This is a genomic window from Deinococcus aerophilus, from assembly GCF_014647075.1.
Taxonomy (GTDB): Bacteria; Deinococcota; Deinococci; order Deinococcales; family Deinococcaceae; genus Deinococcus; species Deinococcus aerophilus.
Genome location: NZ_BMOM01000001.1, coordinates 239,838 through 265,490 on the forward strand (window position 1 = coordinate 239,838; position 25,653 = coordinate 265,490).

The 25,653-nt window shown below is 67.7% G+C and carries 27 protein-coding genes; 9 read left to right on the forward strand and 18 right to left on the reverse strand.

Annotated features, from left to right (window positions below):
- Window positions 1-23 precede the first annotated feature (23 nt).
- Window positions 24-1,268: an ankyrin repeat domain-containing protein gene (locus tag IEY21_RS16780; protein ID WP_229752753.1), complete on the reverse strand. Its 1,245-nt coding sequence runs from the start codon at window positions 1,266-1,268 to the stop codon at window positions 24-26.
- 4 nt (window positions 1,269-1,272) lie between these two features.
- A complete protein-coding gene (locus tag IEY21_RS01205) occupies window positions 1,273-2,457 on the reverse strand; it encodes an acetyl-CoA C-acetyltransferase (protein WP_188900459.1) in 1,185 nt (394 codons plus the stop codon).
- Window positions 2,458-2,558: 101 nt separating this feature from the next.
- Here IEY21_RS01205 and IEY21_RS01210 point away from each other — a divergent pair, with 101 nt between their 5' ends.
- Window positions 2,559-2,996, forward strand: coding sequence for an acyl-CoA thioesterase (locus IEY21_RS01210; RefSeq protein WP_188900461.1), 438 nt, complete (start codon window positions 2,559-2,561; stop codon window positions 2,994-2,996).
- 122 nt (window positions 2,997-3,118) lie between these two features.
- A complete protein-coding gene (locus IEY21_RS01215) occupies window positions 3,119-4,195 on the forward strand; it encodes a TRAP transporter substrate-binding protein (protein ID WP_229752755.1) in 1,077 nt (358 codons plus the stop codon).
- Between the two features lie 116 nt (window positions 4,196-4,311).
- Here IEY21_RS01215 and IEY21_RS01220 read toward each other — a convergent pair whose 3' ends face one another.
- From IEY21_RS01220 to dcd, 6 genes are all read right to left on the reverse strand, one after another.
- Window positions 4,312-5,634: a TRAP transporter large permease gene (locus IEY21_RS01220; RefSeq protein WP_188900463.1), complete on the reverse strand. Its 1,323-nt coding sequence runs from the start codon at window positions 5,632-5,634 to the stop codon at window positions 4,312-4,314.
- Window positions 5,634-6,296 carry a TRAP transporter small permease subunit gene (locus tag IEY21_RS01225; protein ID WP_229752756.1) on the reverse strand — a complete coding sequence of 221 codons (663 nt, stop codon included), beginning with the start codon at window positions 6,294-6,296 and terminating at the stop codon, window positions 5,634-5,636. Before IEY21_RS01225 ends, IEY21_RS01220 begins: the two co-directional genes overlap by 1 nt.
- A gap of 122 nt (window positions 6,297-6,418) precedes the next feature.
- Window positions 6,419-6,796, reverse strand: coding sequence for a DoxX family protein (locus tag IEY21_RS01230; protein ID WP_188900467.1), 378 nt, complete (start codon window positions 6,794-6,796; stop codon window positions 6,419-6,421).
- A gap of 103 nt (window positions 6,797-6,899) precedes the next feature.
- Complete coding sequence (locus IEY21_RS01235; protein WP_188900469.1) at window positions 6,900-7,121, reverse strand: hypothetical protein; 222 nt, start codon at window positions 7,119-7,121, stop codon at window positions 6,900-6,902.
- An 89-nt stretch (window positions 7,122-7,210) separates the two neighbouring features.
- A complete protein-coding gene (locus tag IEY21_RS01240; RefSeq protein WP_229752757.1) occupies window positions 7,211-7,735 on the reverse strand; it encodes a GNAT family N-acetyltransferase in 525 nt (174 codons plus the stop codon).
- Window positions 7,732-8,292 carry a dCTP deaminase gene (gene dcd / locus IEY21_RS01245; protein ID WP_188900471.1) on the reverse strand — a complete coding sequence of 187 codons (561 nt, stop codon included), beginning with the start codon at window positions 8,290-8,292 and terminating at the stop codon, window positions 7,732-7,734. The genes IEY21_RS01240 and dcd overlap by 4 nt, the downstream gene beginning before the upstream one ends.
- 68 nt (window positions 8,293-8,360) lie before the next feature.
- On the opposite strand from dcd, the gene IEY21_RS01250 reads away from it, so the two are divergent.
- The gene (locus IEY21_RS01250; RefSeq protein WP_188900473.1) at window positions 8,361-9,110 is read left to right on the forward strand and encodes a metallophosphoesterase family protein; all 750 of its coding nucleotides are present in this window, start codon (window positions 8,361-8,363) and stop codon (window positions 9,108-9,110) included.
- Between the two features lie 36 nt (window positions 9,111-9,146).
- Window positions 9,147-10,235 carry a hypothetical protein gene (locus IEY21_RS01255; protein ID WP_229752758.1) on the forward strand — a complete coding sequence of 363 codons (1,089 nt, stop codon included), beginning with the start codon at window positions 9,147-9,149 and terminating at the stop codon, window positions 10,233-10,235.
- Between the two features lie 58 nt (window positions 10,236-10,293).
- Here the strand turns inward: IEY21_RS01255 and IEY21_RS01260 are convergent, their stop codons facing one another.
- Entirely contained in the window at window positions 10,294-10,980 is a 687-nt protein-coding gene (locus tag IEY21_RS01260) for a Bax inhibitor-1/YccA family protein (RefSeq protein WP_188900475.1), read from the reverse strand.
- 116 nt (window positions 10,981-11,096) lie between these two features.
- Here IEY21_RS01260 and IEY21_RS01265 point away from each other — a divergent pair, with 116 nt between their 5' ends.
- The 4 genes from IEY21_RS01265 (at window position 11,097) to IEY21_RS01275 (ending at window position 12,573) form a co-directional block, all read left to right on the forward strand.
- Window positions 11,097-11,333 (forward strand): ferredoxin family protein, encoded by a 237-nt coding sequence (locus IEY21_RS01265; protein WP_188900477.1) that lies wholly within the window; start codon window positions 11,097-11,099, stop codon window positions 11,331-11,333.
- A 61-nt stretch (window positions 11,334-11,394) separates the two neighbouring features.
- A complete protein-coding gene (locus IEY21_RS16990; RefSeq protein ID WP_268237762.1) occupies window positions 11,395-11,523 on the forward strand; it encodes a hypothetical protein in 129 nt (42 codons plus the stop codon).
- Window positions 11,523-11,834, forward strand: a complete 312-nt coding sequence (locus tag IEY21_RS01270; RefSeq protein WP_188900479.1) for a cupin domain-containing protein — start codon at window positions 11,523-11,525, stop codon at window positions 11,832-11,834. Before IEY21_RS16990 ends, IEY21_RS01270 begins: the two co-directional genes overlap by 1 nt.
- Before the next feature lie 52 nt (window positions 11,835-11,886).
- Window positions 11,887-12,573, forward strand: a complete 687-nt coding sequence (locus IEY21_RS01275; RefSeq protein ID WP_188900481.1) for a Crp/Fnr family transcriptional regulator — start codon at window positions 11,887-11,889, stop codon at window positions 12,571-12,573.
- Here the strand turns inward: IEY21_RS01275 and treY are convergent.
- From treY to IEY21_RS01320, 9 genes are all read right to left on the reverse strand, one after another.
- On the reverse strand, window positions 12,570-15,449 hold the full coding sequence (gene treY / locus IEY21_RS01280; RefSeq protein WP_188900482.1) for a malto-oligosyltrehalose synthase: 2,880 nt from the start codon (window positions 15,447-15,449) through the stop codon (window positions 12,570-12,572). The two genes, IEY21_RS01275 and treY, sit on opposite strands and share 4 nt — an antisense overlap.
- On the reverse strand, window positions 15,446-17,278 hold the full coding sequence (gene treZ, locus IEY21_RS01285) for a malto-oligosyltrehalose trehalohydrolase (protein ID WP_188900484.1): 1,833 nt from the start codon (window positions 17,276-17,278) through the stop codon (window positions 15,446-15,448). The genes treY and treZ overlap by 4 nt, the downstream gene beginning before the upstream one ends.
- A gap of 157 nt (window positions 17,279-17,435) precedes the next feature.
- Entirely contained in the window at window positions 17,436-19,577 is a 2,142-nt protein-coding gene (gene glgX / locus IEY21_RS01290) for a glycogen debranching protein GlgX (RefSeq protein ID WP_188900486.1), read from the reverse strand.
- A gap of 187 nt (window positions 19,578-19,764) precedes the next feature.
- Entirely contained in the window at window positions 19,765-20,547 is a 783-nt protein-coding gene (locus IEY21_RS01295) for a hypothetical protein (protein WP_188900488.1), read from the reverse strand.
- Window positions 20,548-20,655: 108 nt separating this feature from the next.
- A complete protein-coding gene (locus IEY21_RS01300) occupies window positions 20,656-21,636 on the reverse strand; it encodes an ABC transporter substrate-binding protein (RefSeq protein WP_188900490.1) in 981 nt (326 codons plus the stop codon).
- Window positions 21,637-21,848: 212 nt separating this feature from the next.
- Window positions 21,849-22,796 (reverse strand): prolipoprotein diacylglyceryl transferase, encoded by a 948-nt coding sequence (gene lgt / locus IEY21_RS01305; RefSeq protein WP_188900492.1) that lies wholly within the window; start codon window positions 22,794-22,796, stop codon window positions 21,849-21,851.
- 94 nt (window positions 22,797-22,890) lie between these two features.
- Window positions 22,891-23,673 carry a twin-arginine translocase subunit TatC gene (tatC, locus tag IEY21_RS01310; RefSeq protein ID WP_188900494.1) on the reverse strand — a complete coding sequence of 261 codons (783 nt, stop codon included), beginning with the start codon at window positions 23,671-23,673 and terminating at the stop codon, window positions 22,891-22,893.
- Between the two features lie 14 nt (window positions 23,674-23,687).
- Window positions 23,688-23,939 carry a twin-arginine translocase TatA/TatE family subunit gene (locus IEY21_RS01315; protein WP_188900496.1) on the reverse strand — a complete coding sequence of 84 codons (252 nt, stop codon included), beginning with the start codon at window positions 23,937-23,939 and terminating at the stop codon, window positions 23,688-23,690.
- Between the two features lie 244 nt (window positions 23,940-24,183).
- The gene (locus IEY21_RS01320) at window positions 24,184-24,924 is read right to left on the reverse strand and encodes an SDR family oxidoreductase (RefSeq protein ID WP_188900498.1); all 741 of its coding nucleotides are present in this window, start codon (window positions 24,922-24,924) and stop codon (window positions 24,184-24,186) included.
- Between the two features lie 81 nt (window positions 24,925-25,005).
- Here IEY21_RS01320 and mqnB point away from each other — a divergent pair, with 81 nt between their 5' ends.
- The gene (gene mqnB, locus IEY21_RS01325) at window positions 25,006-25,650 is read left to right on the forward strand and encodes a futalosine hydrolase (RefSeq protein WP_188900500.1); all 645 of its coding nucleotides are present in this window, start codon (window positions 25,006-25,008) and stop codon (window positions 25,648-25,650) included.
- Window positions 25,651-25,653 lie beyond the last annotated feature (3 nt).

The following is a 25,653-nucleotide window of genomic DNA, read 5'->3' on the forward strand; positions in this document are numbered from 1 at the left end:
CCTTCATGCGGGATGCTGGTCGCTCAGCGCCGCTTGTTGGAGGTGCCGTCGCGGATCTGATGTTCCAGCTCGGCGGGTTCGCCGGCAGGCAGGTCGCCGGGGCGTTCGCCAACGTGCGGCGGTACCTCCTCGCTGGGGGGGGTGTAGCCGGGGTTGGGGTCGATGTCGCGCATGCGCGGTTCCACGCTGGTCGCCAGGCCGGGACTGACGCCCAGGCCTGGGGCGGGCACCACCTCATCGAGGTTCTCGCCGCCCAGGCCAGCCACCGTCTGGGCACCGGCAAACTCCGCGTCCTCGGGAGTGTGTTCCATGGCCGAGACGTCGCGGGTGGCCAGCTTGTCGAACTGGCTGGTCACGTCATGAGATGACGGTGCCTCAGGCGGCGCCCCCAGGCCGTGATCCGAGCTGCCCACGCGGTCCTCGGGCGGCGTGGTGGTGTACACCACCTGATGGTCGTCCTTGGGGTCGGGCGTGTCGAATCCGGTTTTCGCTCCCGTTTCCCCGGTGGTCTCGGAGCCGATGACGTTCGGGTTGGCGTTGCGTTCATCACTCATGGTTCCAGTGTCGCCCGTACCGGCCCCGATTGCCTTCCCGTTTTCTTGAGGTTGGCGTGGACTGAGCAGGGCTGCCACCGCCGTATGGCCCTCCTCCTCGGCCAGGTCGGCGGCGCGGCGGCCGTCATCGTTGGTGGCCTCTACCGTGGCTCCGTGGGCCAGCAGCGTCTCCACCAACGCGGCGTTGCCGTTGCGGGCCGCCTCCATCAGCGGCGTGAAGCCTCCGCTCTGCGCCGCGTTCACCTGTGCTCCGGCCTCCAGCAGGCGCGCGGCGAGGCGCAGGTGATTGCCCGCCACCGCCGAATGCAGCGGCTGAACCTGCATGGCGTTGCGGCTGAGTGCGTTCACGTCGGCCCCACGGGACAGCAGCAGGGCCGCGACTTCCTCCTGCCCGAAGAAGGCCGCGAGCCCCAGTGGGGTAAAGCCGTCGGGACTGAGCGCATTCACCAGCGCCGGGTCGGCGTCGAGCTGTTCGTTCAAGCGCCCGGTCTCGCCGGTGGCGGCGGCCTCGAACACGTTCAGCGGCGCACCCTCCTGCACGAGCAGCCGGGCCAGCTCGGGGTGTCCGTAGTAGACGGCAAACAGCACCGGCGAGACGCCCAGCGGGCTGACGGCCTCCAGCAGGGTGTGGTCGTGCCGGACCAGCGTCCGCAGCCGTTCCGGGTCGTTGGCCCGGATGGCCAGAAACAGCTCTTTTTTGGTCGGGGTGGTCATGCCCTCAATTCCGCGCCCGCACCACCACGGCGATGCCCATGCCGCCGCCGATGCACAGGCTGGCGACGCCCGTTTCCTTGCCGGTGCGCCGCAGTGCGTGAATCAGCGTGACGAGCACCCGCGCTCCCGAAGCGCCGATGGGATGGCCCAGCGCAATGGCCCCGCCCGTGACGTTCACCCGCGCGGGGTCGGCCCCCAGGTCGCGCACCACCGCGAGCGACTGGGCGGCAAAGGCCTCGTTCAGTTCCAGCAGGTCCACGTCGGCCAGGGTCATTCCGGCCCGCGCAAGCGCGATGGGCACCGCCCGGGCCGGCCCGATGCCCATGATCTTGGGGTCCACGCCGATGGCCGCGTAGCTCGCGACCTCGGCGAGGACCGGCAGGCCGTGGGCCTGGGCGTAACCCTGCGTGGTCACGGCGAGCATGGCCGCGCCGTCGTTCAGGCCGCTGGCGTTGCCGGCCGTCACCGTGCCGTCCTTCTTGAAGGCCGGGCGCAGTTTGGCCAGCGCCTCGGCGGAGGTGGCGCGCGGGTACTCATCGCGGTCGAAGGTGGTCGACCCCTTGCGGCCCGGCACCTCGACCGGCACCAGCTCATCGGCGAAGTGGCCGCCCTCCAGCGCGGCGGCGGCGCGGTTCTGGCTTTCCAGGGCAAAGGCGTCCTGCTCCTCGCGGGAGATGCCCCACTGCGCGGCGATGTTCTCGGCCGTGATGCCCATGTGGTAGTCGTTGAATACGTCAGTCAGACCTTCCGAGAGGATGCTGTCCAGCGCCTGGGCGTGCCCCAGCCGGTAGCCCTCACGGGCGCGGGGCAACAGGTACGGAGCGCGGCTCATGGACTCGCTGCCGCCCGCGAGGTACAGCTGTCCGTCGCCCGCCCGCAGGCCCTGCGCCGCGCTGATGACCGCCTGCAACCCGCTGCCGCACACCCGGTTGACCGTCAGGCCCGGTACGTGGTCGGCCAGGCCTGCCCCCAGCGCCACCTGCCGCGCCACGTTCATGCCACCGCCCGCCTGCAGCACGTTGCCCACGATCACGTCCGCGATGTCGTCGCCGGGCAGCCCCTCGGCCACCGCACGCGCCGCCGCCACGCCCAGTTCGGCGGCCGAGACGTCCTTGAGCCCTCCCAGAAAGCTGCCGATCGGCGTGCGCCGGGCTGCCACGATCACGATACTGTCGTCATTGCGCGTCATGGCCTGAGTGTAGCGGGCGGCCATTACACTCGGGCAAAGCGCGCGGGTTACCGCAGGGGGAACGGGGGACCCTGGGCCTCCACTCCGGCTACCCTACCGTCATGACCCGTCCCCTCCCGCACCTGCGCGCCGCGTACCCGTACCACCACCCCCTTCAGACCCGCTGGGCCGACAACGACGTGTACGGCCACATCAACAACGTCACGTACTACGCCTACTTCGACACGGCGGTCAACGCCTACCTCGCGGCCCGGGGCGCGCTGGACCTCCAGAGCGGCGCGGTGATTGGTCTGGTCGTGGAGACCGGCTGCGCTTTCTTTGCCCCCGCCGCCTTTCCTGAGCCCCTGAGCGTGGGCGTGCGCGTGGCGCACCTGGGGCGCAGCAGCGTGCGCTACGAACTGGCGGTCTTTCAGGAAGCAGCGGACACCGCCTGCGCCCAGGGCCACTTCGTTCACGTGTACGTGGACCGGGGGACGCGGCGGCCCGTGGACTTCCCGGACCCCTTGCGCGGGGCACTGGCAGCGCTGCAGCCGGTCTGAAGGCCGAAGTCCAGGAAGGGGATGCGCCGCGCTGACCGGAACAGCCGGTATACTGCAGCATCTTCAATTCAACAGAACGTACCGTGCGCCGCGAGGGCCTCGGGCGTTCCGGGAGGCCATTCATGGGAATCGACCGTCGTAAGTTTCTGAAGGGAGCCGCGGCCACCGCGGCAGCCAGCACCGTCTTCTCACCGCACAGCTTTGCCCAGACCGGCAATGTGCGCTGGCGCTGCGCCACGAGCTGGCCCAAGAGCCTGGACGTGCTGTTCGGCGGCGCGCAGATGGTGGCCGACCGGGTCAGCGCCATGACCGACGGCAAGTTCACCATCCGTCCTTACGAGGCGGGCGAACTGGTGCCCGGCCTGCAGGTTCTGGACGCCGTGCAGCAGGGCACCGTGGAGTGCGGACACAGCGCCGGCTACTACTACGTGGGCAAGAACCCCACGCTGGGTTTTGCCACCGGCGTGCCGTTTGGCCTGACCGCCTCCGAGCAGAACGCCTGGCTGTACAGCGCGGGCGGCCTGGAGCTGATCCGCGAGGTCTACGACGACTTCGGGATCATCAACTTCCCGGCCGGGAACACGACCGCGCAGATGGGCGGCTGGTTCAAGAAGGAAATCAAGTCGGCGGCCGACCTCAAGGGCCTCAAGATGCGGATCCCCGGCATCGGCGGGCAGGTGATGGCCAAGCTGGGCGTGAACGTGCAGGTGCTGCCCGGCGGCGAGATCTATCTGGCGCTGGACCGCGGAGCCATTGACGCGGCCGAGTGGGTGGGGCCGTACGACGACGAGAAACTGGGACTGCAGAAGGCCGCCAAGTTCTACTACTACCCCGGCTGGTGGGAACCCGGCGCCACCTTCGACATGATGGTGGGCAAGAAGGCCTACGCCGCGCTGCCCAAGGCCTACAAGGAAATCCTGGCGAGCGCGTGCGCCGAGGCCAACCTCGCGGTGGCGGCCGATTACGACGCCAAGAACCAGGCGGCGCTGCAGCGCCTCAAGAAGGGCGGCACCCAGCTGCGCCGTTATTCCAACGACATCCTCAAGGCGGGCAACAAGGCCACCCAGGAACTGCACGCCGAGAACTCGGCCAAGAACGCTGGATACAAGAAGGTCTATACCCCCTGGGAATCCTTCCGCCGCAACATTCACGCTTGGCACCAGATCAACGAGAAGCCGCTGATGGATTTCAACGGCTGAACGAAGCCCAGGCACGGTACAAGGGAGAAGGCCTGCACGATTTCTGTGCGGGCCTCCTTCTTGACTGCCGGGTCTGATGGGACGGAGGCGCATCGCCTCCGCCCCCCCCCCCGGGGTTACGGTCCCGCTGCCCTCAGGCCGGTCAGGCCGGGGAAGATGATGCACAGGGTCAGCACGAACAGCTGAATCATGATGAACGGAATCACGCCCCGGTAGATGTCGGTGGTCGCCAAGTACTTGCCGGCAATGCCGCGCAGATAGAACAGAGAGAACCCAAAGGGCGGTGTCAGGAAGCTGGTCTGCAGGTTGATTCCCAGCAGGATGCCGTACCAGATCATGTCCACACCCAGCTCTCGGGCGACGGGCGCGAAGATGGGCAGCAGGATAAAGGCGATCTCGAAGAAATCCAGGAAGAAACCCAGGACGAAGATCGCCAGGTTGGTCAGGATCAGGAAGCCCAGCACCCCGCCCGGCAGGTTGGCCAGGATGTTCTGCATGTACAGGTCGCCGTCCAGCGCCCGGAATACCAGAGAGAACGACGTGGAGCCGATCAGGATGAAGATCACGAAGGTGGTCAGCCGGGCGGTGGACAGGGTGACTTCCCACAGCCCGGCGCGCGTCAGCTTGCGGTTGGCGAGGGCCAGCAGCACCGCGCCCAGCGCCCCCACCGCGCCCGCCTCGGTGGCGGTGGCGAGGCCGAAGAAGATCGAGCCCAGCACCGCGAAGATCAGCAGCAGCGGCGGAATCATGGCGCGCAGTACCTGCAGGGCCATGGCACTGGGCTTGATGTTCAGTTCGTGGGCGGGCATCGCCGGAGCCAGCTTGGGGTTCAGGGCCGAACGCACGACCACGTACACGATGTACAGCGCCGCGAGCAGCAGGCCCGGCACCATCGAACCCAGGAACAGGTCTCCCACCGATACGCCCAGCTCGCTGCCCAGCACCACCAGGACCACGCTGGGCGGAATGACCTGCCCCAGCGTCCCCGAGGCTGCAATCACGCCGCCGGCCAGGCCCTTGTCGTAGCCGTAGCGCAGCATGATCGGCAGGCTGATCAGGCCCATGGTGACCACCGTGGCGGCCACCACGCCGGTCGTGGCCGCCAGCAGCAGCCCCACCAGAACCACGGCGACCGCGATGCCGCCGCGCAACCGTCCGAACAGCAGCCCAGCCGTTCGCAGCAGGTCCTCGGCCAGCCCGCTCTTGCCCAGGATGCCGCCCATGAACACGAAATACGGAATGGCCAGCAGCGTGAAGTTGCTCATGGTGCCGAAGATGCGGTCAGGAATGGCCCGCAGCAGCAGCGCGTCGAAGTGGCCCGTACTCAGGCCGATCAGGCCGAAAATGATGGCGGTTCCGGCCAGCGAGAACGCCACCGGGAAACCGCTGAAGATCAGAATGAAGGCCCCAAAGAACATCCACAGACCGATGGCATCCATTATTTCTTCCTCTGTTCGTCTGGAGTTTTCGCTGCGGCGTCCGTGCCGGCCTCTGCCTCATCCGGCAGGCCCACCAGCAGGCCGTCGAGGCCGGCGCGGTCCAGCTGCACCTCCGCGCGCAGGGCTTCAAGTTCATCCTGGGTGCGGTACTCGTAGTGGCCGCTCAGCGCCCCTGCCGCCTTGATCGCTTCGCTGATGCCCTGAATGAACAGCAACACAAAACCGATGGGCACCAGCAGTTTGACGGGCCAGCGCAGCAGCCCGCCCGGATCCGAGCTGCTTTCCTGCATGCCGTAGCTGAGCTGAAACCACGGAATGGCCACCCACAGGGCGATCACACAGAACGGCAGCAAAAAGAGCAGCGTGCCCAGCAGGTTGATCAGCGCCCGCTGCCTGGGCCGCAGACGGCCGTACAGAACGTCCACCCGCACGTGCTCGTCCAGGCTCATCACGTATGCGCCGCCCAGCAGAAAGATCACGCTGAACAGGTACCACTGAAGTTCCAGCAAAGAGTTGCTGCTGAACTGTGTGCCCAGGTAACGGTCGGCGAAGCGCCCAAACACGTTGAACAGGCCCACGGCGATCATCAACAGGGTGATGCCGCCAATCACCACACCCAGCCAGGATGAAAAGCGGTCTATGGCACGTGCAAGTCCCAGCAATGCCGGCATTCCTACCTCACTTTGAACGACCCTGCTGGCGGCCCCTGGCCGCGCGACGAAGTCGCTCCTTAAGAATTTGTTTACGCCCGGAGTATACGTGTGCTGGCGACAAGGACGCGGGCCTAGGCTGGCCTGCGCCCGGCGCGCCAGACCGCCCACATCAGCAGCGGCTGAAGGGGCAGTCTGGCCCACGTGGCCCAGGCGGGGACCCCGAACCGCTGCGGCTCCTGCGCCATGTACAGGTTTGCCGGAAAAACGGCGACCAGCAGCGCGAGCAGGCCCCAGCGGGCGGCGGGGCGGGTGACGGGATGCAGCAGGCCCAGGCCTCCGGCGAGCTCGGCCGCTCCGCTGAGCAGGGTCGCGGCACGTGCATCCAGCGGCAGCCCCGGCGGCACGATGCGGTCAAAACTCTGCGGAATGAGAAAATGCAGCGTTCCCGCGATAGTGAACACGGCGGCCAGGGCGAGCAGGCCGGGGGTCGGTCGGTCGGGTGGGGTCATGGCCCAGTCCAGCACATCCGCACCGCGCCGCCCCTGCGCGCACAGCAGAAGGCCGGACTTCGGCAGTCCGGCCTTCGGTGGAGGAATGTGGGGTGCGGGTGGGTCAGCCCTGGTTGGTGGCAGGCACCGAGCGGGCCTCCTTGAGGTCCTCCTGCTCCTTGAGGCCGTCGTGCTCGTTGTTGCGGGCGGCGTTGGCCTCGCGGTCGTTGTTGCCCTTGAAGGAGGGTTTGTTGTCGTGCTCGATCTCGTGGACCTCTTTCTTGTTGCGGTCGTACTGATCGGGCAGGCTGGTATGGCCGCTGTTCTTGTCGTCTTTGTCTGGCATACCGGCCAGCCTGACAGTTAGCCCCGCGTGCGGGAACAGGAAAAGCTCAAGCGGCGTTCACAGATGAAGGGGCGCTCAAGCGGCCAGCGTCACGCGGGCGAGACGTACACGTGAACCTGGGGCACCCGGCCGTCGGCCTCGGTCCAGGGGGCGGCCAGCGTGGCCACCTGCCGCCAGGCCTCGGATTCGTACAGGGCGATGGGGACAGCGCTGGCGGTATGCACGTCCAGAATGGCGCGCCGCCCCAGGCTCCGGGCTTCAGCCCAGGCGGTCCGGAACAGCGACCGGGCCAGTCCCCGGCCCTGGAACCCGGGGGCCACGAACAGACGCGAGACGACGGCGACCTCAGCGCGCGGCACCCCGCTGGCCGCAATCCACGCGGGCAGGGGTTCGCCCTCCGGCGGGGCCGGGCGCAGGACCACCTGTCCCACCGCCACGCCGCCCACCTGCGCCACCCACGCACCCAGCGGCGCGGGCGGGGCAAGAAAGCCGGCGGGGTCGTCCGGCCAGCCCGAGGGATAGGCGTTGGCGAGGTGGGTCCGGCGCAGCGCCTCCACCAGCGCGGGCAGGTCGGCGTCCGTGCGAGGGCGCACGGCGGAGGCGGGCGCGCTCACAGCTTGGGCAGGGTCACGCCCCTCTGGCCCTGGTACTTGCCCTGGCGGTCGCCGTAGGTAACCTCGGGCCGCTCACCCTCGAAGAACAACAGCTGCACGCAGCCCTCGAAGGCGTACATCTTGGCGGGCAACGGCGTGGTGTTCGAGAACTCCAGCGTGACGTGGCCTTCCCAGCCGGGTTCCAGCGGCGTCACGTTGGCGACGATGCCGCAGCGGGCATATGTAGATTTCCCCAGCGCCACCACCATCACATTGTGGGGAATACGCAGGTATTCCAGGCTGCGGGCCAGCGCGAAGGAGTTGGGAGGAATGATGATCTCACTGGCCTGGATGTCCACAAAGCTGCGCTCATCGAAGTGCTTGGGGTCAACGATGGCGCTGTTGACGTTGGTGAAGATCTTCCACTCGTCGGCGCAGCGCAGGTCGTAGCCGAAGCTGCTCAGACCGTAGCTGATGACCTGCCCCTGTTCGGCCGTGCGAACCAGACGGTCCTCGAAGGGGTCGATCATGCCCGCGTGGGCGAGTTCCCGGATGCGCCAGTCGGGCAGGATGCTCATGGCGTGAATGCTAGCGTCCCGGACCGGAAACATCGAATACGGCCCCTGAGATGAGCTAGCCTGGGCGCGTGCGGGTGGCCGTTATCAGCGATGTTCATGGCAACGCCTTTGCCCTGGAAGCCGTGCTGCGTGAGCTGCGCCGGGCGGCCCCCGACCTGATCCTCAACCTGGGAGACCAGATCGAGGGCAGCGCCGACCCGGCCCGCGCGGCGGCGCTGCAGGCCGGTCTGGGCGCGCTGGAGGTGCGGGGCAACAACGAGGAGAAGCTGTGGCCGGGCGGGCGGCGGGCCCCGATCTCTGTGGCACTGGGGACGTGGCTGGACACCCAGCTGGACGCCGCAGCCCTGAGCCGCCTCGCTGACCTGCCCCTGACGGCCCGCGCACTGGAAGGGCGGCTTCTGGCCTGTCACGGCACACCCGACAGCGCCTGGGACATGCTGCTGTGGCACTGGCAGGACGCCCCGGAGGGTCCGCCGGGCCACGGCTTCTACCGTGCCCGCGACCCGCGGGAACTGCGCGCGGTGATTGAACCCCTGGCCGCCGCGGTGGTGGTGTGCGGCCACACCCACCGGCCCGGCGCGACCCGCGTGGGCGACACGCTGGTGGTGAACGCCGGCTCGGTCAGCGATCAGGTGGACAGCGACCCGCGTGCCCGCTGGACTGTGCTGGAGGAGAAGGCGGGGCACTGGTCGGTGGACTTCCGCACGGTGCCCTACGACATCGAGGCCGCGGTGCGCTGGTCGGCGCTGCATTCTCCGTTCGGGGACGGCGAGGCGGCCCTGCTGCGTACCGGCACCATGAGCGGGCGCGGCGGCTGACGCCCCTTTTTCCGCCGCAGGCTTTACGCTGTGTTCATGTACAGATGGCTGGGAGTGGTCGGTTGCCTGCTGGGTGCCACGGCGGGGGCGCAGAACGTGCAGGCGTGCGGCGGCACGCCGGGGCTGCCCGCCTGGGTGCAGGCGGGCGTCTACTCGGGCACGCTGGGTAGCTCCACCGTCACGCTGGGGCTGAGTCCCCGGAACATCGATGCCAACCGCTACTTCTATGCGGGCCGCGCCGCCGATCTGTTTCTCACTCCGTTCCGGTCCGGCAACACCCTGATCCTGCAGGAGGAGGTCCGGCTGGACTATGGGGCAGAGACCACGGTGTCCGGCTGCCTGACGCTGGAACGCGACGGAACGGCGCTGCGCGGCACCTGGAAGGTGCCCGGCACCGCCCGGACCCTCAAGGTGACTCTGGAGGCCATGAACGTGGCGAAGGTGGCGCTGAAGCTGCCGGCCTCGCCGGGGCTGACCCGACTGCGGCGCAGCGATCCGCTGACCTTCTTGAAACTCAACCGCCCGTGGACGAACACGGCGGATGGCCGCCGCACCCGGGAACCGCTGTCGGGCCTGAGCTATCCGCGGGTGCCGGGTGCGAGCCCCGCGCTGGAGCTTGTCCTGCAAGACCGGCTGCTGGAGCACGCCGCCGCGGGTTTGAACTGCAAGTCATGGCTGCCGCAAAGAGCGCAGGGCGACGACGGCTACACCCTGAATGTCGGCGTCACGCTGCTCACCTCCCGGCTGCTGAGCCTGCGCGAGGACGTGGGCTACTCGTGCGGGGGCGCCCATCCCGACAGCTCCACCACCGGCCTGATCCTCGACCGCGCCACGGGACGCCACATACCGCTGCAGACGCTGTGGCCCAGCCTCACGCCGGCCCGGCTCAAGACGCTGTACCTCGCCTTGCCCGGCACCGAGCCTGATTCCGAGTGCGACGACATCCTGCACGGAATGGAGCCCAGCTTCGCCGTCTATCTGACCCCCGCCGGGCTGAACCTGACCCCCGACTCCCTGCCCCACGTCATCGCCGCCTGCGCCGAGACGGTGATGGTGCCCTACGGACAGCTCCGGACCGGCGCGAACCGGGCCTCGCCGTATTACCCCGAGCTGTACGGCCGGTGACCGTCACAGGAAACCGCCCCGGGCGGGGGCCGGGGCGGTTTCAGGGATCAGGGTGCGCTCAGTCGCGGCTGCCCCCGAACAGGCGCAGGATGAACAGGAACATGTTGATGAAGTCCAGGTACAGGCGCAGCGCTCCGTTGATGGCGGCGCGTTCGGCCATCTCGCCGCTCACCCCGCTCAGGGCCATGTTGCGCAGCATCTGCGTGTCGTAGGCGGTCAGGCCCGCGAACAGCAGAACCCCGATCACCGAGATGCCCAGCGTGAGAATGCTGCTCGCCACGAAGAGGTTGACGATCATGGCGACGATCAGGCCGATCAGGGCGAACAGGAAAAACCGGCCCATGGCGCTGAGGTCTTTCTTGATCACGAAGCCGAGCACGCTCATCGCGCCGAAGGTGCCCGCCGTGGTGGCAAAGGCGCTGATGACCGCCGAGGGACTGTAGGCAAACAGCAGCGCGCTGAAGGTCAGGCCGGTCAGGGCGGCGTAGCCGATAAACAGCATGCCGGCCACCGCGCTGCTCAGGCGGTCGGCGAACAGGCTCAGGGCAAAGACCAGTCCCAGCTGCGCCAGGATCAGCGGCAGCCGCCACTGCATCACCTGAAAGGCGAAGGCCTCGTTCTGGGCCGTGAGGTAGGCGATGCCGGCGGTCAGGGCCAGACCGGCCGCCATCCACGAATAGGTGCGGGCCATAAAGGTGCGGACAAGGTCCTGCGTGCCTGTTTTCGACATGAGGTAGGTCTGCATACACCCCAGCATACGGGGGGATGCTGAGGAAAGTTCCCGCGCAGGGGCACCCCCGTCTTGCCCGGCCCTTGACCTACGTCATGGCGGCTCCGTGCGCCACGCGGCACACTGCTGGCATGACCCACATCATCACCAGTCCGTGTATCGGAACCAAGGATCAGGCGTGCACCGAGGTCTGCCCGGTGGAGTGCATCTACGACGCCGGAGAGCTGTTCCTGATTCATCCCGACGAGTGCATCGACTGTGGAGCGTGCGTGCCCGCGTGCCCGGTCAGCGCGATCTTCCCCGAGGAGGACGTACCGGCCGGCGAGGAGCCGTTCATCGCCCGCAACCACGAATTCTTCGGAGCGTAGGGGAGAGGTACGAAGGACGGCGTTTTCCTGGCTTCCTGGCCTCAACGTTCTGCTGGTGGGCGTGAGGGAAGAGGTGCTGGACCGGTACCCGGACCCGGCGTGGGCGCACGCCCTGCTCATGCTGGCGCGGCGCGTGCGGGTCAGCATGCAACGCTTCGCCGTCTCTCCTGAAGGAGAACGAGAACCCTGATGACCACAGACTCACGACCGCAGATGGCCCCCGGTGGCCACCACGCCGCGCCCCAGGTGCTGGCCGCCACGCCGGGAGGCCGCGCGTTGCTGTTCACCCTGGAAGCCGGCGAGGGCCTCCCGCCGCACCGCCATCCGGGAGCACAGGTGGTGTTGGCCGTGCTGTCGGGTGAGGTTGAGGTGCGGGCCGGGGAGGCTGGGCCGCAGACCGTGGGAGCCGCTGGGGTGGTGACCCACGACGGCGACCACGTCATCAGTGTGCTGGCCCTTCGATCCGCACAGCTGCTGGTCACGCTGTTGAAACTGGTGTGACGGGCCGCACCCGTATTGGCCGTACACATGTCGGCCGTGCCAGCATGGCCTGGTGACCTCCGAGCCCGCACGCGCACTTTCGCTGCTGAAAAATGCCCCGGTGTTTCAGGGAGCGCAGGAAGGTGACCTGCGTCCCCTGGCGGCGCTGGGCCGGTTCTCGTGCCTGTCGCGCGGCGAACACCTGTTCCGTGAGGGAGAGTCCATTGAGGCGCTGCACCTGGTCAGCGGCGGCAGCGTGCGGGTCTACCGCCTGTCGCGCGGAGGGCGGCGCGAGCTGACCCTGCACGTGGAGGGACCGCGCCAGCTGATCGCCGGCATCGCCGCCTTTCAGAGCCGCGCGACCTACCCGGCCCACGCCCAAGCCCTGCAGACCCCCACCGAGGTGCTGGCCCTGCCGCTGGCCACGGTTCGGGAGGCCGTGTTCCACACGCCCGCACTGTCGGCGGCGGTGATCGCGTACTTCGCGCGGCGGCAGGCCGAGCTGCTGGGCTGGGTCGACCGCTTGGTCTTCAGCGAACTGGGCGAGCGGCTGGCCGCCTACCTGCTCGAACATGCCGCCGCGCCGCACCAGCTGCCCACCAACAGCGAACTCGCCGCGCTGCTGGGCACCGTGCCGGAGCTGGTCAGCCGCAAGCTGGGCGAGTTCTACCGCCTGGGCCTGATCGTGCTGGAGCGGCGCACCGTGCGGGTCAGCGACCCCGCCGAACTCGCGCGGCTGGCCAGTGGGGAGGGCGTCTAGCGCCTCACCAGCAGCGCGAGCGGAAAGTCCTCCAGCACCTTGGCCACCGGGATCCGGCCGCCGCGCACCGTGAAGCGCTCGCCGGTCAGGACATTCTCGTAGGACCCGCTGGGCAGGGGCAGCTGACGGTTGACCCAGACCTCGCCCAGTGCCCACGGCACGGCCTGACGGGTCAGCGTCAGGGTCAGTCGCGGCGCCACCGTGATGGCCGCTTCCCCGTCGTGCTCACGGGCGAACGCCAGCAGATGTCGTCCGGCGTCGATGGAACGGTAGCCGCCGTCGCGGAACAGTTCGGGGTGCGCGGCGCGGGTCTGCAGCGCGGCCCAGGTCACCAGCGTCTTGACGGCGCCGTCCTCGTAGCTGTCCAGCAGCGTGCGGGCGAGGTCCAGACCAGGGCGCTTTTCCAAGCGGCTCAGCGTGCGCTGGCGGACCGCGTAGTCCACCGGACGGCGGTTGTCGGGGTCCACCAGACTCTGGTTCCAGCCCTCGGACCCCTGGTAGGTATCGGGCACGCCGGGGGCAGTCAGCCGGGCCAGGGTGGCGCTCAGTCCGTTCTGTGCGCCGTAGGGGCTGATCAGGACGTGCAGGTCGCGCAGGGCGGCTGCAAACCCGCTGTCGCCCAGCAGACCGTCCACAAAGGTCTTCAGCGCCGCCTCGTATTCCTCGTCGGGGGCGGCCCAGCTTGTGCGCAGCTTGGCCTCACGGCTGGCCTTGAGCAGGTACGCGCTCAGGCGGTCCGGGTAGTCCGTCAGGTTGCCCGACAGCGGGTACGCGCCCAGCGCCGTTTGCAGCAGCGTGTAGGCGTCCAGCGGGCTGGGGGCCAGCCCCAGTTCCAGTTCCTGGCTGTGCTGCAGAATCAGAGGAGCCCAGCGCCGCACAAAAGCCCCCCAGGCCTGGGGCAGTTCACTCAGGACGCTGATGCGGGCGCGGGTGTCCTCGCCGCGTTTGGTGTCGTGGGTGCTGCCCGAGAGCATGGCCTGGGGCCAGCGCCGCGCCCGCTCACGCGCCGCCGCATGAAAGTCCTTTAAGCGGGTGCCGAAATGTGCCGGGTCGCCGCCCACCTCGTTCAGCGAGAGCAGCCGGGCGTAGCGGTAGAAGGCGGTGTCCTCGGCTCCCTTGGCGGTCACCGGACCGGTGAGCTGCTGGAACTTCAGGGCAAAGTCCGCGTAGGCCGCCCGGGTGGCCTCGGCCTGTTCGCCCTCGCCGGAGGCGTCCAGCGTGAGCACGGTCTGCAGGTAGTCGAACACGCTGGGGTCCAGCGGACCGCCCTCGCGCCGGTTCTGGGCCTTGGCGTCGCGCACGGCCTGGGCAATCTTGGCGTTGTCGCCCGGCTCGCGCCTGCCGTCGGTGCGGATGTAGGTGCGGTACACCGGGAAGGTGGCGATCACCTCGCGCACGGCGTTGCGCAGCGTGCTCAGGGTAAAGTCGCGTGACCTCAGATCGGCCTCGCCCAGCCGCTCAAGCGACTCGGTCAGGACATTCACCTCGCCGGGCAGGCTGACCCGCTGGATCAGGTGCTTGCCCCGGTACAGGTGGTCGCCGTAGCTCAGGCGGTCACCAGTGAAACGCCGGTAAACCGCCGTGAGTTCCTCCTCGTGGCTGGCGTCCACAAAGACGCCGTTGAGCTCAGCCAGAAAGTCATAACCGGTCGTGCCATACACCGCCCACGCCTCGGGCAGTTTCTCTCCCGGTTCCAGGATCTTCTCGGCCACCACGTACAGTGGCAGCGGGCCGTCGCCCTCGGGGTCCCACTCCACACCCAGCGCCTGGGCGGCTCCGGCCTGCAGCGCCTGAAAGTAGCCGGCCGGGTCGTACAGGCCGTCGGTGTGGTCCAGCCGCACGCCGTGGATGACTCCCTCGCGCAGCAGCTCGAACAACGTGGCGTGGGCCCACGCAAACACCCGCGGGTCTTCCATCCGCAGCGCCGCGAGGTCGTTGATGTCAAAAAAGCGGCGGTAATTGATTTCCTCGGCCGCCACCTTCCAGAAGGCCAAGCGGTAGTTTTGCTCGGTGATCAGTGCGTCGAGCTGCGCGGAGTCGGCATTCACGGCTGCCAGCGCCGCGTCCAGCGCCCCGTGCACCTCGGGCGAGGCGTCGAGCAGCTCGCGCAGGCGGCGGGTCATGACCTCCAGCTCCTGCGCGCGGCCCACGCGGTCCTCGTCGGTGAGGGTGTCCGAGGTGCTGCGCGGCAGGGTCTCCATGCTGCGGGCGATGCTCGCGAGCTCGGCGCGGGTCATGGCGTCGGTGGAGGCCGGCAACTGCCCGCGCACCATGTTCAGCAGCACGCCGATGCTGCGCGGGGACATGGGCAGCTTGCGCTCCCAGTAGCGCACGAAGAAGCGTCCATCCGCATGTTCCACGGACAGCTCACCCTTCTCCAGCACCCGGCCGTACTGATCGCCCAGCACCGGCAGCAGCACCCGGCCCTCCAGCGCCCGCTTGAGGGGGTGCCACGAGATGTCAAAGAAATGGGAGAAACGGCTGGCCTGCCCGTGCATCAGCACATCTTCCCAGTACGGGTTGTGCCCGCCCTGAATGCCCATGTGGTTGGGCACGAAGTCCACCACCACACCCAGCCCCAGCTCACGCGCGCGCGCCGAGAAGCGGCGCAGCCCGGCGATCCCGCCCAGTTCGGGGTTCACCACCGCGTGATCGGTGACGTCATAGCCGTGTGGGCTGCCCGGCGTGCTCGCCCAGATGGGCGACAGGTACACGTCTGAGACCCCCAGCCGTGCGAGGTACGGCAGAATCCTGCGCGCGGCGGTGAAGTCAAAGCCCTGGTGAATCTGCAGGCGGTAGGTGGAGGAGGGCAGGTGGGGTACCGGGGCCTGCGCCTCCTGGCCGGGGGCCACGGCTTCGGGGACCGGGGCGGTCATGCGTTCCCCAGCAGCGCGGCCTCACCCGGCGGCAGGCTGAACAGGTGTGGCGGCGGCGCGCCGTCCTGCTCGGAGTGGAGCAGCACGCGCGTGGGCAGGGAGTGCGGCAGCTGAAGGGCTCCCAGGGCCACGGGCTCCTGCCCGAGATTCCACAGCAGCACCCGCTCACCGTCCGGCGTGTCCTGACGTACCCACAGCACCTCGCCCGCACTGCCCGCGCTGAGGTACCGGCGCGAGCGGTGCTGCAGCGCGGGGTCCTCACGCCGCAGCTGCAGCAGGGCGCGGTACAGGGCCAGCGTGCGGCCGTGTTCGCCGTGCTCCCGCTCGGACCAGTTCAGCTTGGCACTCTCAAAGGTGCGGCGGTCCTGCGGATCGGGCACTTCCATGTGCATGAAGTCGCTGAAGTAGGCAAACTCCTTCTTGCGGCCCTCGGTGACCAGCTCGCCCAGTTCCCCGGAATGGTCGCTGAAGAAGGGAAACGGGGTCTCGGCGGCCCATTCCTGACCCTGAAAGAGCAGTGGGGTCATGGGCAAGGTCAGCAGCAGCATGCTCGCCCCCCGGAACTGTTGCAGGCTGACCCGGTCATGCTGTTGCAGCCGGTCCCCCAGGGCGCGGTTGCCCACCTGATCGTGGTTCTGGATGCAGTACACGAAACTGGGCGCTTCCAGACCGTCGGCCGGCTTGCCGCGGTGGTGTTCCTCGCCCGTCACCTGCCAGAGTTGCCCCTCGTACTTCCAGCCCCGGTTGATCACCTGCGCCAGCTCGGAAGCGCCGCCCTGGAAGCCGCCGTAATACCCTTCCTGCTCGTGGGTCAGGGTCACGCGGACCTCATGGTGGAAGTCGTCCACCCAGATGCCGTCCAGGCCGGATTCGGTGACCAGCGAGGGTTCGTTGCGGTGGTCCTCGGCGAGCAGGATATGGGTGCCGCCTAGGCGGTGGACCTCCTGCGCCAGCTCATCCAGGATGTGCAGCGGGCTGTCGTCCTGCATGGCGGCGGTGGCGTCCAGCCGCAGCCCGTCGAAGCGGTAGGTGCTCAGCCACATGCGCGCGTTGTCCGTGACGTAGCGGCGCATGTGGACCTCGGCGTAATCCAGGCCCTGTCCCCACGCGGTATGAAAGCGCTCGGTGAAGTAGCTTGGGCTGTAGGCGGCGAGGTAGTTCCCCGCCGGCCCGAAATGGTTGTACACCACATCCAGAAAGACGGCCAGCCCCAGACCGTGCGCGGCATCGATGAAGGCCATCAGTTCCTCGGGCCGGCCATAGGGGGCGTGCGGCGCGTACATCGCCACGCCGTCGTAACCCCAGCCGCGCTCTCCGTCATAGGCCGCCAGCGGCATCAGCTGCACGGCCGTGATGCCCAGCTCCTTCAGGTAGGGCAGTTTTTCCTGTGCGGCGCGGTAGGTGCCTTCGGGTGTAAAGGTGCCCACATGCAGCTCGTAGAACACGCACTCGGCCAGCGCGAGACCCTGCCAGTCGGGGTGCTGCCACTCGTAACACTGGTCCGGCGCCAGCACTTCCGCCTCGCCGTGTACACCGCCCGGCAGAAAACGGGCATAGGGGTCGGGCCGCGCCTCGCCGTCCAGCACAAACAGGTAGTGGGCCCCGGCCCCCACGGGCAGCACGGTTTCAAAAAAGCCCTCTCCCTGGGCGGTCATGGGATACGTCTGGCCGTCCACCCGCACCTCCACCGTCTGGGCCTGGGTGGTCCACACCCGGAAACGGGTAGCGCTGCCGTCGGGCAGCAGGTGGGCGCCCAGGCGTGAGGACAGGTCGTGGGCGGCAGTGGCAGCGGCGGACGGCGCGGCGGATTCGGGATGTGACGGGATCATGGGTCTCCTTGCGGCGTCGCTGAGAGAGAGGGGCGGACAATATTTCAAGTTAAGGGGTGAGCTCGGGCGGTCCGTGAGAACTGTGCGAAGAGACGCCAACGCACCCTGCAGCGCACCGACGTCTCCTCATCTGGAACTTGGGCCCTGCCTAAAGCGCCTACTTCGCGTCGCGCACGCAGCGGTACAACTTGACGCTGCGGGCTTTCAGCGTGGTTTCTTCACCGGAGGAAATCTGCTCGCTGGCATTGTCATCGCTGGTGTCGAGCAGCAGTTCCCAGTTGTTGCAGGAATCCAGGGTGGGAAGGCGGAAGGGCAGGTCCACATAGGAACTGCTCAGCAGCAGCAGCAGGTCGTCGTCGTGCAGGGGCTGGCCCTCGGCGTCCACATCGTCCAGACCGTCGCCGTCCAGGAACAGACCCAGGCTCTGGGTCTGGGCGTTGCTCCAGTCCTCGTCGGTCATGGTCTGGCCGTCGTAGCGCAGCCACACGATGTCGCGCACGTCCTCGCCCCGGATGGTCCGTCCGGAGAAGAACTTGCGGCGGTGCAGCGAGGGGTGGGCCTTGCGCAGCGCGATAACCTTCTGGGTAAAGGCGAGCAGGTCCTCGTCCACGTTCTGCCAGTCGTACCAGCTGATCTCGTTGTCCTGGCAGTAGGCGTTGTTGTTGCCGCCCTGGGTGCGCCCGATCTCATCGCCGCCCAGAATCATCGGGGTGCCCTGGCCGAGCAGCAGGGTTGCCAGGAAGTTGCGCTGCTGCTGGCCGCGCAACTGGTTGATGGCGGGATCGTCGGTCTCGCCCTCCACGCCGCAGTTCCACGTGATGTTGTGGTTGTGGCCGTCGTTGCCGCCCTCGCCGTTGGCCTCGTTGTGTTTTTCCTCGTAGGTGACGCTGTCGCGCAGCGTGAACCCGTCGTGGGCAGTCACAAAATTGATCGAGGCGTAGGGCTTGCGGCCGTCACTCTGGTACAGGTCCGAGGAGCCGGTCAGGCGGTAGCCGATCTCGGAAGCCAGTCCGCCCTCGCCCTTCCAGAAGGCACGCATGTCGTCGCGGTAGATGCCGTTCCACTCGGCCCAGTTGACCGGGAAGTTGCCCACCTGATAGCCGCCCTCGCCCACGTCCCACGGCTCGGCGATCAGCTTGACCTGTGAGATGATCGGGTCCTGGTGAATGATGGTAAAGAAGCCCGAGAGCTGGTCAACCTCGTGTAGCCCGCGGGCCAGCGTAGAGGCCAGATCAAAGCGGAAGCCGTCCACGTGCATCTCGGTGACCCAGTAGCGCAGCGAATCCATGATCAGCTGCAGGGTCTGGGGATGACGCACGTTCAGGCTGTTGCCGGTGCCGGTGTAATCGAAGTAGAAGCGCGGGTCCTCGGCCACCAGCCGGTAATACGTGGGGTTGTCGATGCCCTTGAAGCTCATGGTGGGCCCCATGTGGTTGCCCTCGGCAGTGTGGTTGTACACCACGTCCAGAATGACCTCAATGCCAGCGTCATGCAGCGCACGCACCATGTTCTTGAACTCCGACACCGCGCCCGCCGGATTGCCCTTGCGCGCCTCGGCCGAGTAGCGCACGTCCGGCGCAAAGAAATTCAGCGTGCTGTAGCCCCAGTAGTTGGTCAACCCCTTGTCGAGCAGGAAGGGATCGTCCACATGCTGGTGTACCGGCAGAAACTCGATGGCCGTAATGCCCAGTTCGCGCAGGTAGCGCAACACCGGCTCGGTAGCGACGCCCGCATAGGTGCCGCGCAGGGCCTCGGGCACGTCGGGGTGGGTCATGGTCAGGCCCTTGACGTGCGCCTCGTAGATCACCGACTGGTGAAAGGGAATATCGGGTTTCTGGTCGCCCACCCAGTTGAACATGGGATCCACCACGATGCCCAGGGGGGCGCCGCGCTGCTCTTCGGTCTGCATGACGGTGTCGTCGCCGCCGGGCACGTAGGCGAAGACCCCCTTGTCAAACTGCTCGGTGCCGTCCAGCGCCTTGGCGTAGGGGTCGAGAAGCACCACATTGGGGTTGAAGCGCAGGCCACGCTCGGGCGCGTATTCGCCGTGGACACGGTAGCCGTAGCGTTGCCCCGGCCCCACGCCGGGCAGGTGGCCGTGCCACACAAAGGCCGTCTGCTCGGGCAGCTCGTAGCGGGTCTCGTTGCCCTGGTCATCGAACAGACACAGTTCCACGCGGGTGGCGTTCTCACTGTAGAGAGCGAAATTGGTGCCCTTGCCGTCCCAGGTGGCCCCCAGAGGATAGGGCTGGCCGGGACGCACGCGGGGAGCAGCGGTGGTTTTTTCTGTGGTTGTCATGTGGAGGGAACTCCTTGGCGGGCGCAGTACAGCCCCGAGGTGGTCAAAGAATAGCGGGGAGGGGGCGGATGTCATCCACCCCCAATCCTTAATGGAAACGCTACCAAAGACCCTCTCCAGCTTCTGTATGCCCGGTTCCCTGGGTGGGTTTTAAGTCCGTGCCAGCGGCGTTTTCACTGCGCCTGCTTCAAAAGTCCAGGTGGCCGCGCGGCCCGCTGAGCTTGGCAAGTTTCTCGGGGGTCCACAGCTCGTAGGTGTACATCGGGTACTGCCGCTTGAAGCGCCCCACCCGGTCCCAGACCTCACGCGACTCGAAGGGAATGACCAGCAGCAGCCGGATCACACTGTCCTCGGCATCGTAGATGTAGAAATCAAAATGGAAGGCCTGCTCGTTGCCGCTGTCGGTGAACAGTGGAAACGAGAAGGGCCGGTAGCGCCACGCCTTGCGCTTCTCGCTGAGGATGGCGGCGGCCACCCGTTTGAGGTTGCTGTCGGGAAAGCTCAGGCGTTCGCCGTCGCGGTCGCGGAACACCGCGTCGGGCGGCGGCGCGTCTAACTGCACGCGCTTGAGTTCGGGCATCGGCTTGCCCCGGCCCACCCGCGGCGGGGGCTTGCGTCCGGCGGCGGGTTTGAAGGAGCGCTCTCCCGCCGCCTTCTCATCGCGCTGGCCCCGTTCGCCTTCCCCTGGGCCGCGCCGCGCCGGATTGGTCGCTGCCTTGCCAGTGGCGCTGCGGCCTGTGCCAGCACTGCTCCGGCTTCCCGCTGGGCGCCGTTCGGTGTCTCCTGCAGTCCGTGCGCCGCGGGCGCCGGGTTTGCGGGTGTCCTGCCCTCCGGCACGCTCCACCTCGCTGCCGCGTGACGTGGTGCGCTCACGGGCGGGTTGTTCGGTGTCCCGCGTGCTGCCGCCGCGTCCCTGCGCCGTGTTGCGTTTGGGCGCGCGGCCTCTAGATCCCTTCTTTGGTCCGGTCATGCGGGTAGTGTACCGGCCCGGTGGGAACCCTAAGGTTGCCCGTCTCTCACAGCGGCGGTGCAGGGCGGTGGTCCGCCGGTCTGCCCTGTGAGGGAATGGGCGGCGGGCTTACTTTGCTAGGCCCCGAACCACGCTCAGGTTCACGAATCTGTTCAGGTCCGGAACGTCGCGGGCAAAGCCAGCCTCTTTGTTGAGCTGGGCGTATTCGGCCAGGGTTCCCAGGTTGATGTCCCAGGTGACCCGGGTACGCGCGAGCGCCTTGAACAGCTCATTGGTGCTCGGGCGTTTGCCGGTAAAGGCGGCAATCTGGTCGGCCACAGCCTTCTGCGCTCCCGCATTGCTGCCCGAGATGTACCGGATGGCCGCGAGATGGCCGCGCAGCAGGCCCTTCACCACCTCCGGGTTCTGGGCGGCGAACCGGGTGTTTAGCACGAGCACGGTGGTGGTGTAGTTGCCGCCCGCCCAGATCGCCTTTTCGTTCGCGATCAGCCGGGCCCCCTGGCCCTCCATGACGGCGCCCCAGGGTTCCTGCACCAGCGCGGCGTCCACCTGCTTGCCCGCAAAGGCGGCCGGCATGTTGGCCGGATCAATGGGCACGATGGTGACGTTGCCTCCCTCGTCGCTGGCCTTCAAGCCGTTCTCGTGCAGCAGATGACGCAGGCTGATGTCCTGGGTAGAGCCGCGCGTGGGCACGGCGACCTTCTTGCCGGCCAGTCCCTTGACGGTGCGGACGCCGCTGTCCCCGCGCCCGACGAGCACCGCGCCCGCGTTCGCCGCGCCCGCGTACACCTGAATGGGCACCCCACGCATAAAGGCGTTCATGGCCGGGCCGGGGCCGACATACGCGGCGTCAATGGCGCCGGCGGCAAAGGCCTCGTTGATCTGACTGCCGTTGGCGAACTCGCGCACCGTCAGCTTCACGCCGCCCAGTTCTTTCTGGAACAGGCCGCGCTGAATGCCCACCAGTCCGGCGGCGTGGGTCACGTTGGGAAAGACCCCCAGCCGGAGCTCTTTGGCCTCCTGGGCGTGGGCAGTTCCCAGGGTCAGGGCCAGGGTGGCGAGGGCCAGTAGGGGAGAGACGCTCTTCATGCGGACGACTCTAGCAGACAAGTTGAGTAAGTTTGTCATCTAGTTAGACAGGCCGTTGGACCGTAACTGTCGTGGGGTCTGGGGCGGTCTGCTCCTGTTCCGACCCCGGCAACCGGCAGAGGGGGGAGGAGCCGGGCCGTTCCAGACATGCCGGAGGGGACGGCCTGCACAGACCGTCCCCTTCCGTTACAACGCGCCCAAACCGCTCTGGCTCAGCGTGTTCCAGCCGGTCCGGCCGGCGGTACGGTGGGTTTTGCCTCCACTGGGGCGGGCATGTCGGGGCGGTTGCGGATGCGGATCAGCATCCAGATGCTCACGATGATCAGGGGAATGCTGATCAGCTGCGTCTCGGTAAGCAGACCGATGCCCGACTTGTCCAGGCCCTGGCTGAGGTAGACGTTGGGCAGCAGCGGGTTGAGGCGGAAGGTTTCTTCCCAGCCCGCACGCAGAACCGAGTACCACAGCCAGAACTGCCAGAAGGTCCAGCCGGGCTTCAGGGAGCGCAGCCAGAAGAAGGCCGCGACGCTCAGGATGATGCCGATGATCACGCCGTACAGCTGCGCAAAGTGAACCGGAGCAGTCATGACCAGCTGTCCGCCGATGGTCTGGCAGTACTGCGAAAGGTCCATGTTGGGGTTGGGATTGGGCACGCACATGCCGTTGTGAAAGGACCGCGCGCTGTCGGGCCAGCGGTAGCCGACTGCCCAGCCGGTGACGCGCCCGACCGTATCGGTGCCGTTCATGATGTTGCCGATGCGCCCGCCGATGATGCCGAAGGCCACGCCCGGCACGCACAGGTCGGCGTACTGGTAGAAATTGAGCTTGTAGCGCCGGGTGTAGTAGATCAGCACCAGAATGCCGCCGATCAGGCCGCCGTGAATGCTGATGCCGCCCGCACGCAGGTTGATGATGTCGAACAGGATACGCGGAAAGGGGGTTCCCGAGAACTGGCCCCAGGAGGTCAGCACGAAGACCAGCCGCGCGCCGATCAGGCCCCAGATGATCATCCACAGGATCATGTCGCTGAAGAGGTTGACGTTCAGGCCGCGCTCCCGCGCCATGCGGGTGCCGATCCACGCGCCTGCCACGATGCCCAGCGTGATCAACACGCCGTACCAGGCAATCGTGAAACTGCCGATTTGAAGGAAAACAGGATTCATAAGTCGTCCGCCAGTCTAGGGTTTTTCAGGCATGAGAAACGGCCCGCCCCGAACAGGGGGGCCGTTGCGGCGGGCGGGAGCGTGGTTCGCTCGCTCACAGGCCCAGAGCGGGGGATTCGCTTTCCTCGGGGGGCGGCAGGCGGAAGGCCCGCGAGAGCAGCACGCTGAGTTCGAACAGCACGTACAGCGGCACGGCCACCAGCATCATGTTGCCGGGATCGGGCGTGGGCGTGATGACGGCGGCCGCCACCATGATCGCCACGATGGCGATGCGCCAGCCCTTGCGCAACATCACGTGGTTCACGATGCCGATGCGGGTCAGAATCACCGACAGGATCGGCAGTTCAAAAGCGAGGCCGAAGGCGACCAGGAAGGTGGTCACGGTGCCGATGTAGCTGCCCAGCCCCAGGATGGGCGTCACGGTTCCGGCCAGGAACTGGACCAGGAACGGCACCATGCTCGGCAGCACCAGCTGATAGCCGAAGACGGCCCCGCCCACAAACGACAGCCCCGCTCCCACGATGAACGGCCACGCCCAGCGCCGCTCGCTCGGGTACAGCCCCGGGGCGATGAAACCCCACACCTGTCCCAGGATAAAGGGCAGCGCCAGCCCGATGCCTGCCCAGAACGACAGGTTCAGGCTCAGCATCAGCGGCTCGGTCAGGTTGTAGGTCACGACCTGGACCTTGCCCTCACGGTACAGCTCCGAGTACTGCAGGGGCCCCTTGACCCAGTCGATGAGTTGCAGGCGGTACACGAAGGCGATGGACATCCCGGCAGCCAGAAAGATCACGCTGAAGATCAGCCGCCGGCGCAGCTCATCGAGGTGGTCGAACAGCGGGGCGCTTTTTAGATCGGTGGTGATCTTCTGCGACATGGCGACTCCGCCCTTCAGACGCGGCGGTTGCCCGCGTTCTCGCGTTCGGGGTGAATGGGCGCGCCGGTCACCGGGTCAAGCTGACGCGACGGCACATCGGTGACCGGCGGCATAACCTCGGTCGGGTCGGTCTCGCCCGTCTTGCCGGTCTCCTTCTTGAATTCCTTGATGCCCTGCCCCAGTCCCTTGCCGAGTTCGGGCAGCTTCCGGGCCCCGAAGATCAGGGCGATGACGACGACGATCAGAATGATTTCCAGTGGACCCATATGAGTTGCTCCCTTGTGTGCCGGCGCGCTGGCCGGGACGGCTGGACGGTGAAGAGATGAAGGACGGTGGTGTTGTTTCCAGAGTTGTTTCTGGGGACTTCTTGGCGGGCTCTCTGCTGTGTACATATGCGGCGCGGCGCGGGTCGGATTGCCTATTAAACCTTAATGGCCCTCAAGAGGCGGGGGTCAAGGAGACATTCTGCGGGGGCTGGCATGAAGCGCACGGCCTGGGAGAGCCCCCCGTTCAGATGCTCCAGCCGCCGTCCACGAGCAGTTCCTGGCCGGTCATGTAGCCCGCCTCCCTGGTCGCCAGAAAGGCCACCGCCGCCGCGACCTCGTTGGGCTGTCCGAAACGGCGGGCCGGAATACGCGCCGTCAATTGTTCGGCCTGTGCGGGGTCGTCATGCAGGGCTTTGAGGCGGTCGGTGGCCGTGTAGCCTGGGGCCACCGTGTTGCAGGTCACGCCGTCAGCGGCAACCTCCAGGGCCAGGGTCCGCAGGTAGTTGGTCACGGCGGCGCGCATGGCGTTGCTCACCGGCAGTGTGGGAGAGGGCCGCCCCACCGTCAGGCTGGTGATGGCGATGATGCGTCCCCAGCCCCGTTCACGCATGCCCGGCAGCGTGGCGTTCGCCAGCCGCACGGTGCTGAGAAAGGTGGTGTCGTAGCCGGCCTGCCACGCGGCCTCGCTGACCTCGCTGGGCTTGCCCGGAGGGGGTCCGCCCGCATTGCTGACCAGGATGTCCACCTCGCCCGCCGCCTGCACCGCCGCCGCCACACCCTCCGGCGTGCTGACATCGGCCACCACCCAGCGTGCGCCCAGGGCGTCTGCCGCCGTTCGCAGCGCCGCTTCATGGCGCGCGGCGATGGTCACCCGGGCGCCCAGACGGATCAGGTCGTGCGCCGCCGCCAGCCCGATGCCCTTGCTGCCGCCCGTGACCAGAGCGCGTTTGCCGTCCAACCGGAACAGGGTCGTGGTGGGAGTCATGGCTTCAGGGTAGCGCGGAGGCCGGGCGGCACTCCTCTCCAGGGGCCGCCCGGCCTCCGCGCGCTGCACTAGCATGGGTTCATGACGGTGCTGATTGTGGTGGCCACCCCTGCCGAGGCCGGGCGGCTACGGGACCTACCCGCCCGCGTGGTCGTCTCCGGGGTGGGGCCGGTGGCGGCGGCCCTGGCCACAGTACGGGCGCTGGCGCAGGAACCGGCTGGATTGGTCCTCAATGCGGGCATCGGCGGGGCGTACCCCGGATCCGGCCTGATTCCAGGCGATCTCGCCGTGTCCAGCACGATCATTCAGGCGGATCTGGGCGCGTGGGATGCGGGGCAGCTGCTGGGCCTGGATACCCTGGGCCTGTCCGTGCTGCCGGATATCCCGAACGCCGGACAATTTCCCGCGTGGACACGCGCGGCCGAGGTTGCCCGCCGGGCGGGTGCCTCGTTGGGGCCGACCCTGACCCTCGCGGCGGTCACCGGCGACCACGACACGGCCCGCCGCCTGGAGGCCCGCTTTCCCGGCGCGCTCAGCGAAGGCATGGAGGGAGCCGGAGTGGCCCACGCCGCCCTGCTCGCCGGAGTGCCGGCGCTGGAGGTGCGCGGCGTCAGCAATGCCGTCGGTCCCCGTGACCGCGCCGCGTGGCAGCTTGCCCCGGCCCTGGCCGCCACCCGCCGGGGCGTGCAGGCGGCGCTGGACCTCTGGAGTGAGGGCCAGGGCTAAGCC

Coding starts and splice junctions, on each gene's coding strand:
- glgX (WP_188900486.1), bottom strand. CDS start 19,577: ATGACAACCACAGAAAAAACCACCGCTGCTCCCCGCGTGCGTCCCGGC.
- IEY21_RS01320 (WP_188900498.1), bottom strand. CDS start 24,924: ATGACTCCCACCACGACCCTGTTCCGGTTGGACGGCAAACGCGCTCTG.
- lgt (WP_188900492.1), bottom strand. CDS start 22,796: ATGAATCCTGTTTTCCTTCAAATCGGCAGTTTCACGATTGCCTGGTAC.
- IEY21_RS01220 (WP_188900463.1), bottom strand. CDS start 5,634: ATGGATGCCATCGGTCTGTGGATGTTCTTTGGGGCCTTCATTCTGATC.
- tatC (WP_188900494.1), bottom strand. CDS start 23,673: ATGTCGCAGAAGATCACCACCGATCTAAAAAGCGCCCCGCTGTTCGAC.
- IEY21_RS01295 (WP_188900488.1), bottom strand. CDS start 20,547: ATGACCGGACCAAAGAAGGGATCTAGAGGCCGCGCGCCCAAACGCAAC.
- IEY21_RS01210 (WP_188900461.1), top strand. CDS start 2,559: ATGACCCGTCCCCTCCCGCACCTGCGCGCCGCGTACCCGTACCACCAC.
- IEY21_RS01260 (WP_188900475.1), bottom strand. CDS start 10,980: ATGCAGACCTACCTCATGTCGAAAACAGGCACGCAGGACCTTGTCCGC.
- IEY21_RS01265 (WP_188900477.1), top strand. CDS start 11,097: ATGACCCACATCATCACCAGTCCGTGTATCGGAACCAAGGATCAGGCG.
- IEY21_RS16780 (WP_229752753.1), bottom strand. CDS start 1,268: ATGACCACCCCGACCAAAAAAGAGCTGTTTCTGGCCATCCGGGCCAAC.
- treY (WP_188900482.1), bottom strand. CDS start 15,449: ATGACCGCCCCGGTCCCCGAAGCCGTGGCCCCCGGCCAGGAGGCGCAG.
- mqnB (WP_188900500.1), top strand. CDS start 25,006: ATGACGGTGCTGATTGTGGTGGCCACCCCTGCCGAGGCCGGGCGGCTA.
- IEY21_RS01255 (WP_229752758.1), top strand. CDS start 9,147: ATGTACAGATGGCTGGGAGTGGTCGGTTGCCTGCTGGGTGCCACGGCG.
- IEY21_RS01230 (WP_188900467.1), bottom strand. CDS start 6,796: ATGACCCCACCCGACCGACCGACCCCCGGCCTGCTCGCCCTGGCCGCC.
- IEY21_RS01235 (WP_188900469.1), bottom strand. CDS start 7,121: ATGCCAGACAAAGACGACAAGAACAGCGGCCATACCAGCCTGCCCGAT.
- dcd (WP_188900471.1), bottom strand. CDS start 8,292: ATGAGCATCCTGCCCGACTGGCGCATCCGGGAACTCGCCCACGCGGGC.
- IEY21_RS01315 (WP_188900496.1), bottom strand. CDS start 23,939: ATGGGTCCACTGGAAATCATTCTGATCGTCGTCGTCATCGCCCTGATC.
- IEY21_RS01215 (WP_229752755.1), top strand. CDS start 3,119: ATGGGAATCGACCGTCGTAAGTTTCTGAAGGGAGCCGCGGCCACCGCG.
- IEY21_RS01270 (WP_188900479.1), top strand. CDS start 11,523: ATGACCACAGACTCACGACCGCAGATGGCCCCCGGTGGCCACCACGCC.
- IEY21_RS01300 (WP_188900490.1), bottom strand. CDS start 21,636: ATGAAGAGCGTCTCTCCCCTACTGGCCCTCGCCACCCTGGCCCTGACC.
- treZ (WP_188900484.1), bottom strand. CDS start 17,278: ATGATCCCGTCACATCCCGAATCCGCCGCGCCGTCCGCCGCTGCCACT.
- IEY21_RS01205 (WP_188900459.1), bottom strand. CDS start 2,457: ATGACGCGCAATGACGACAGTATCGTGATCGTGGCAGCCCGGCGCACG.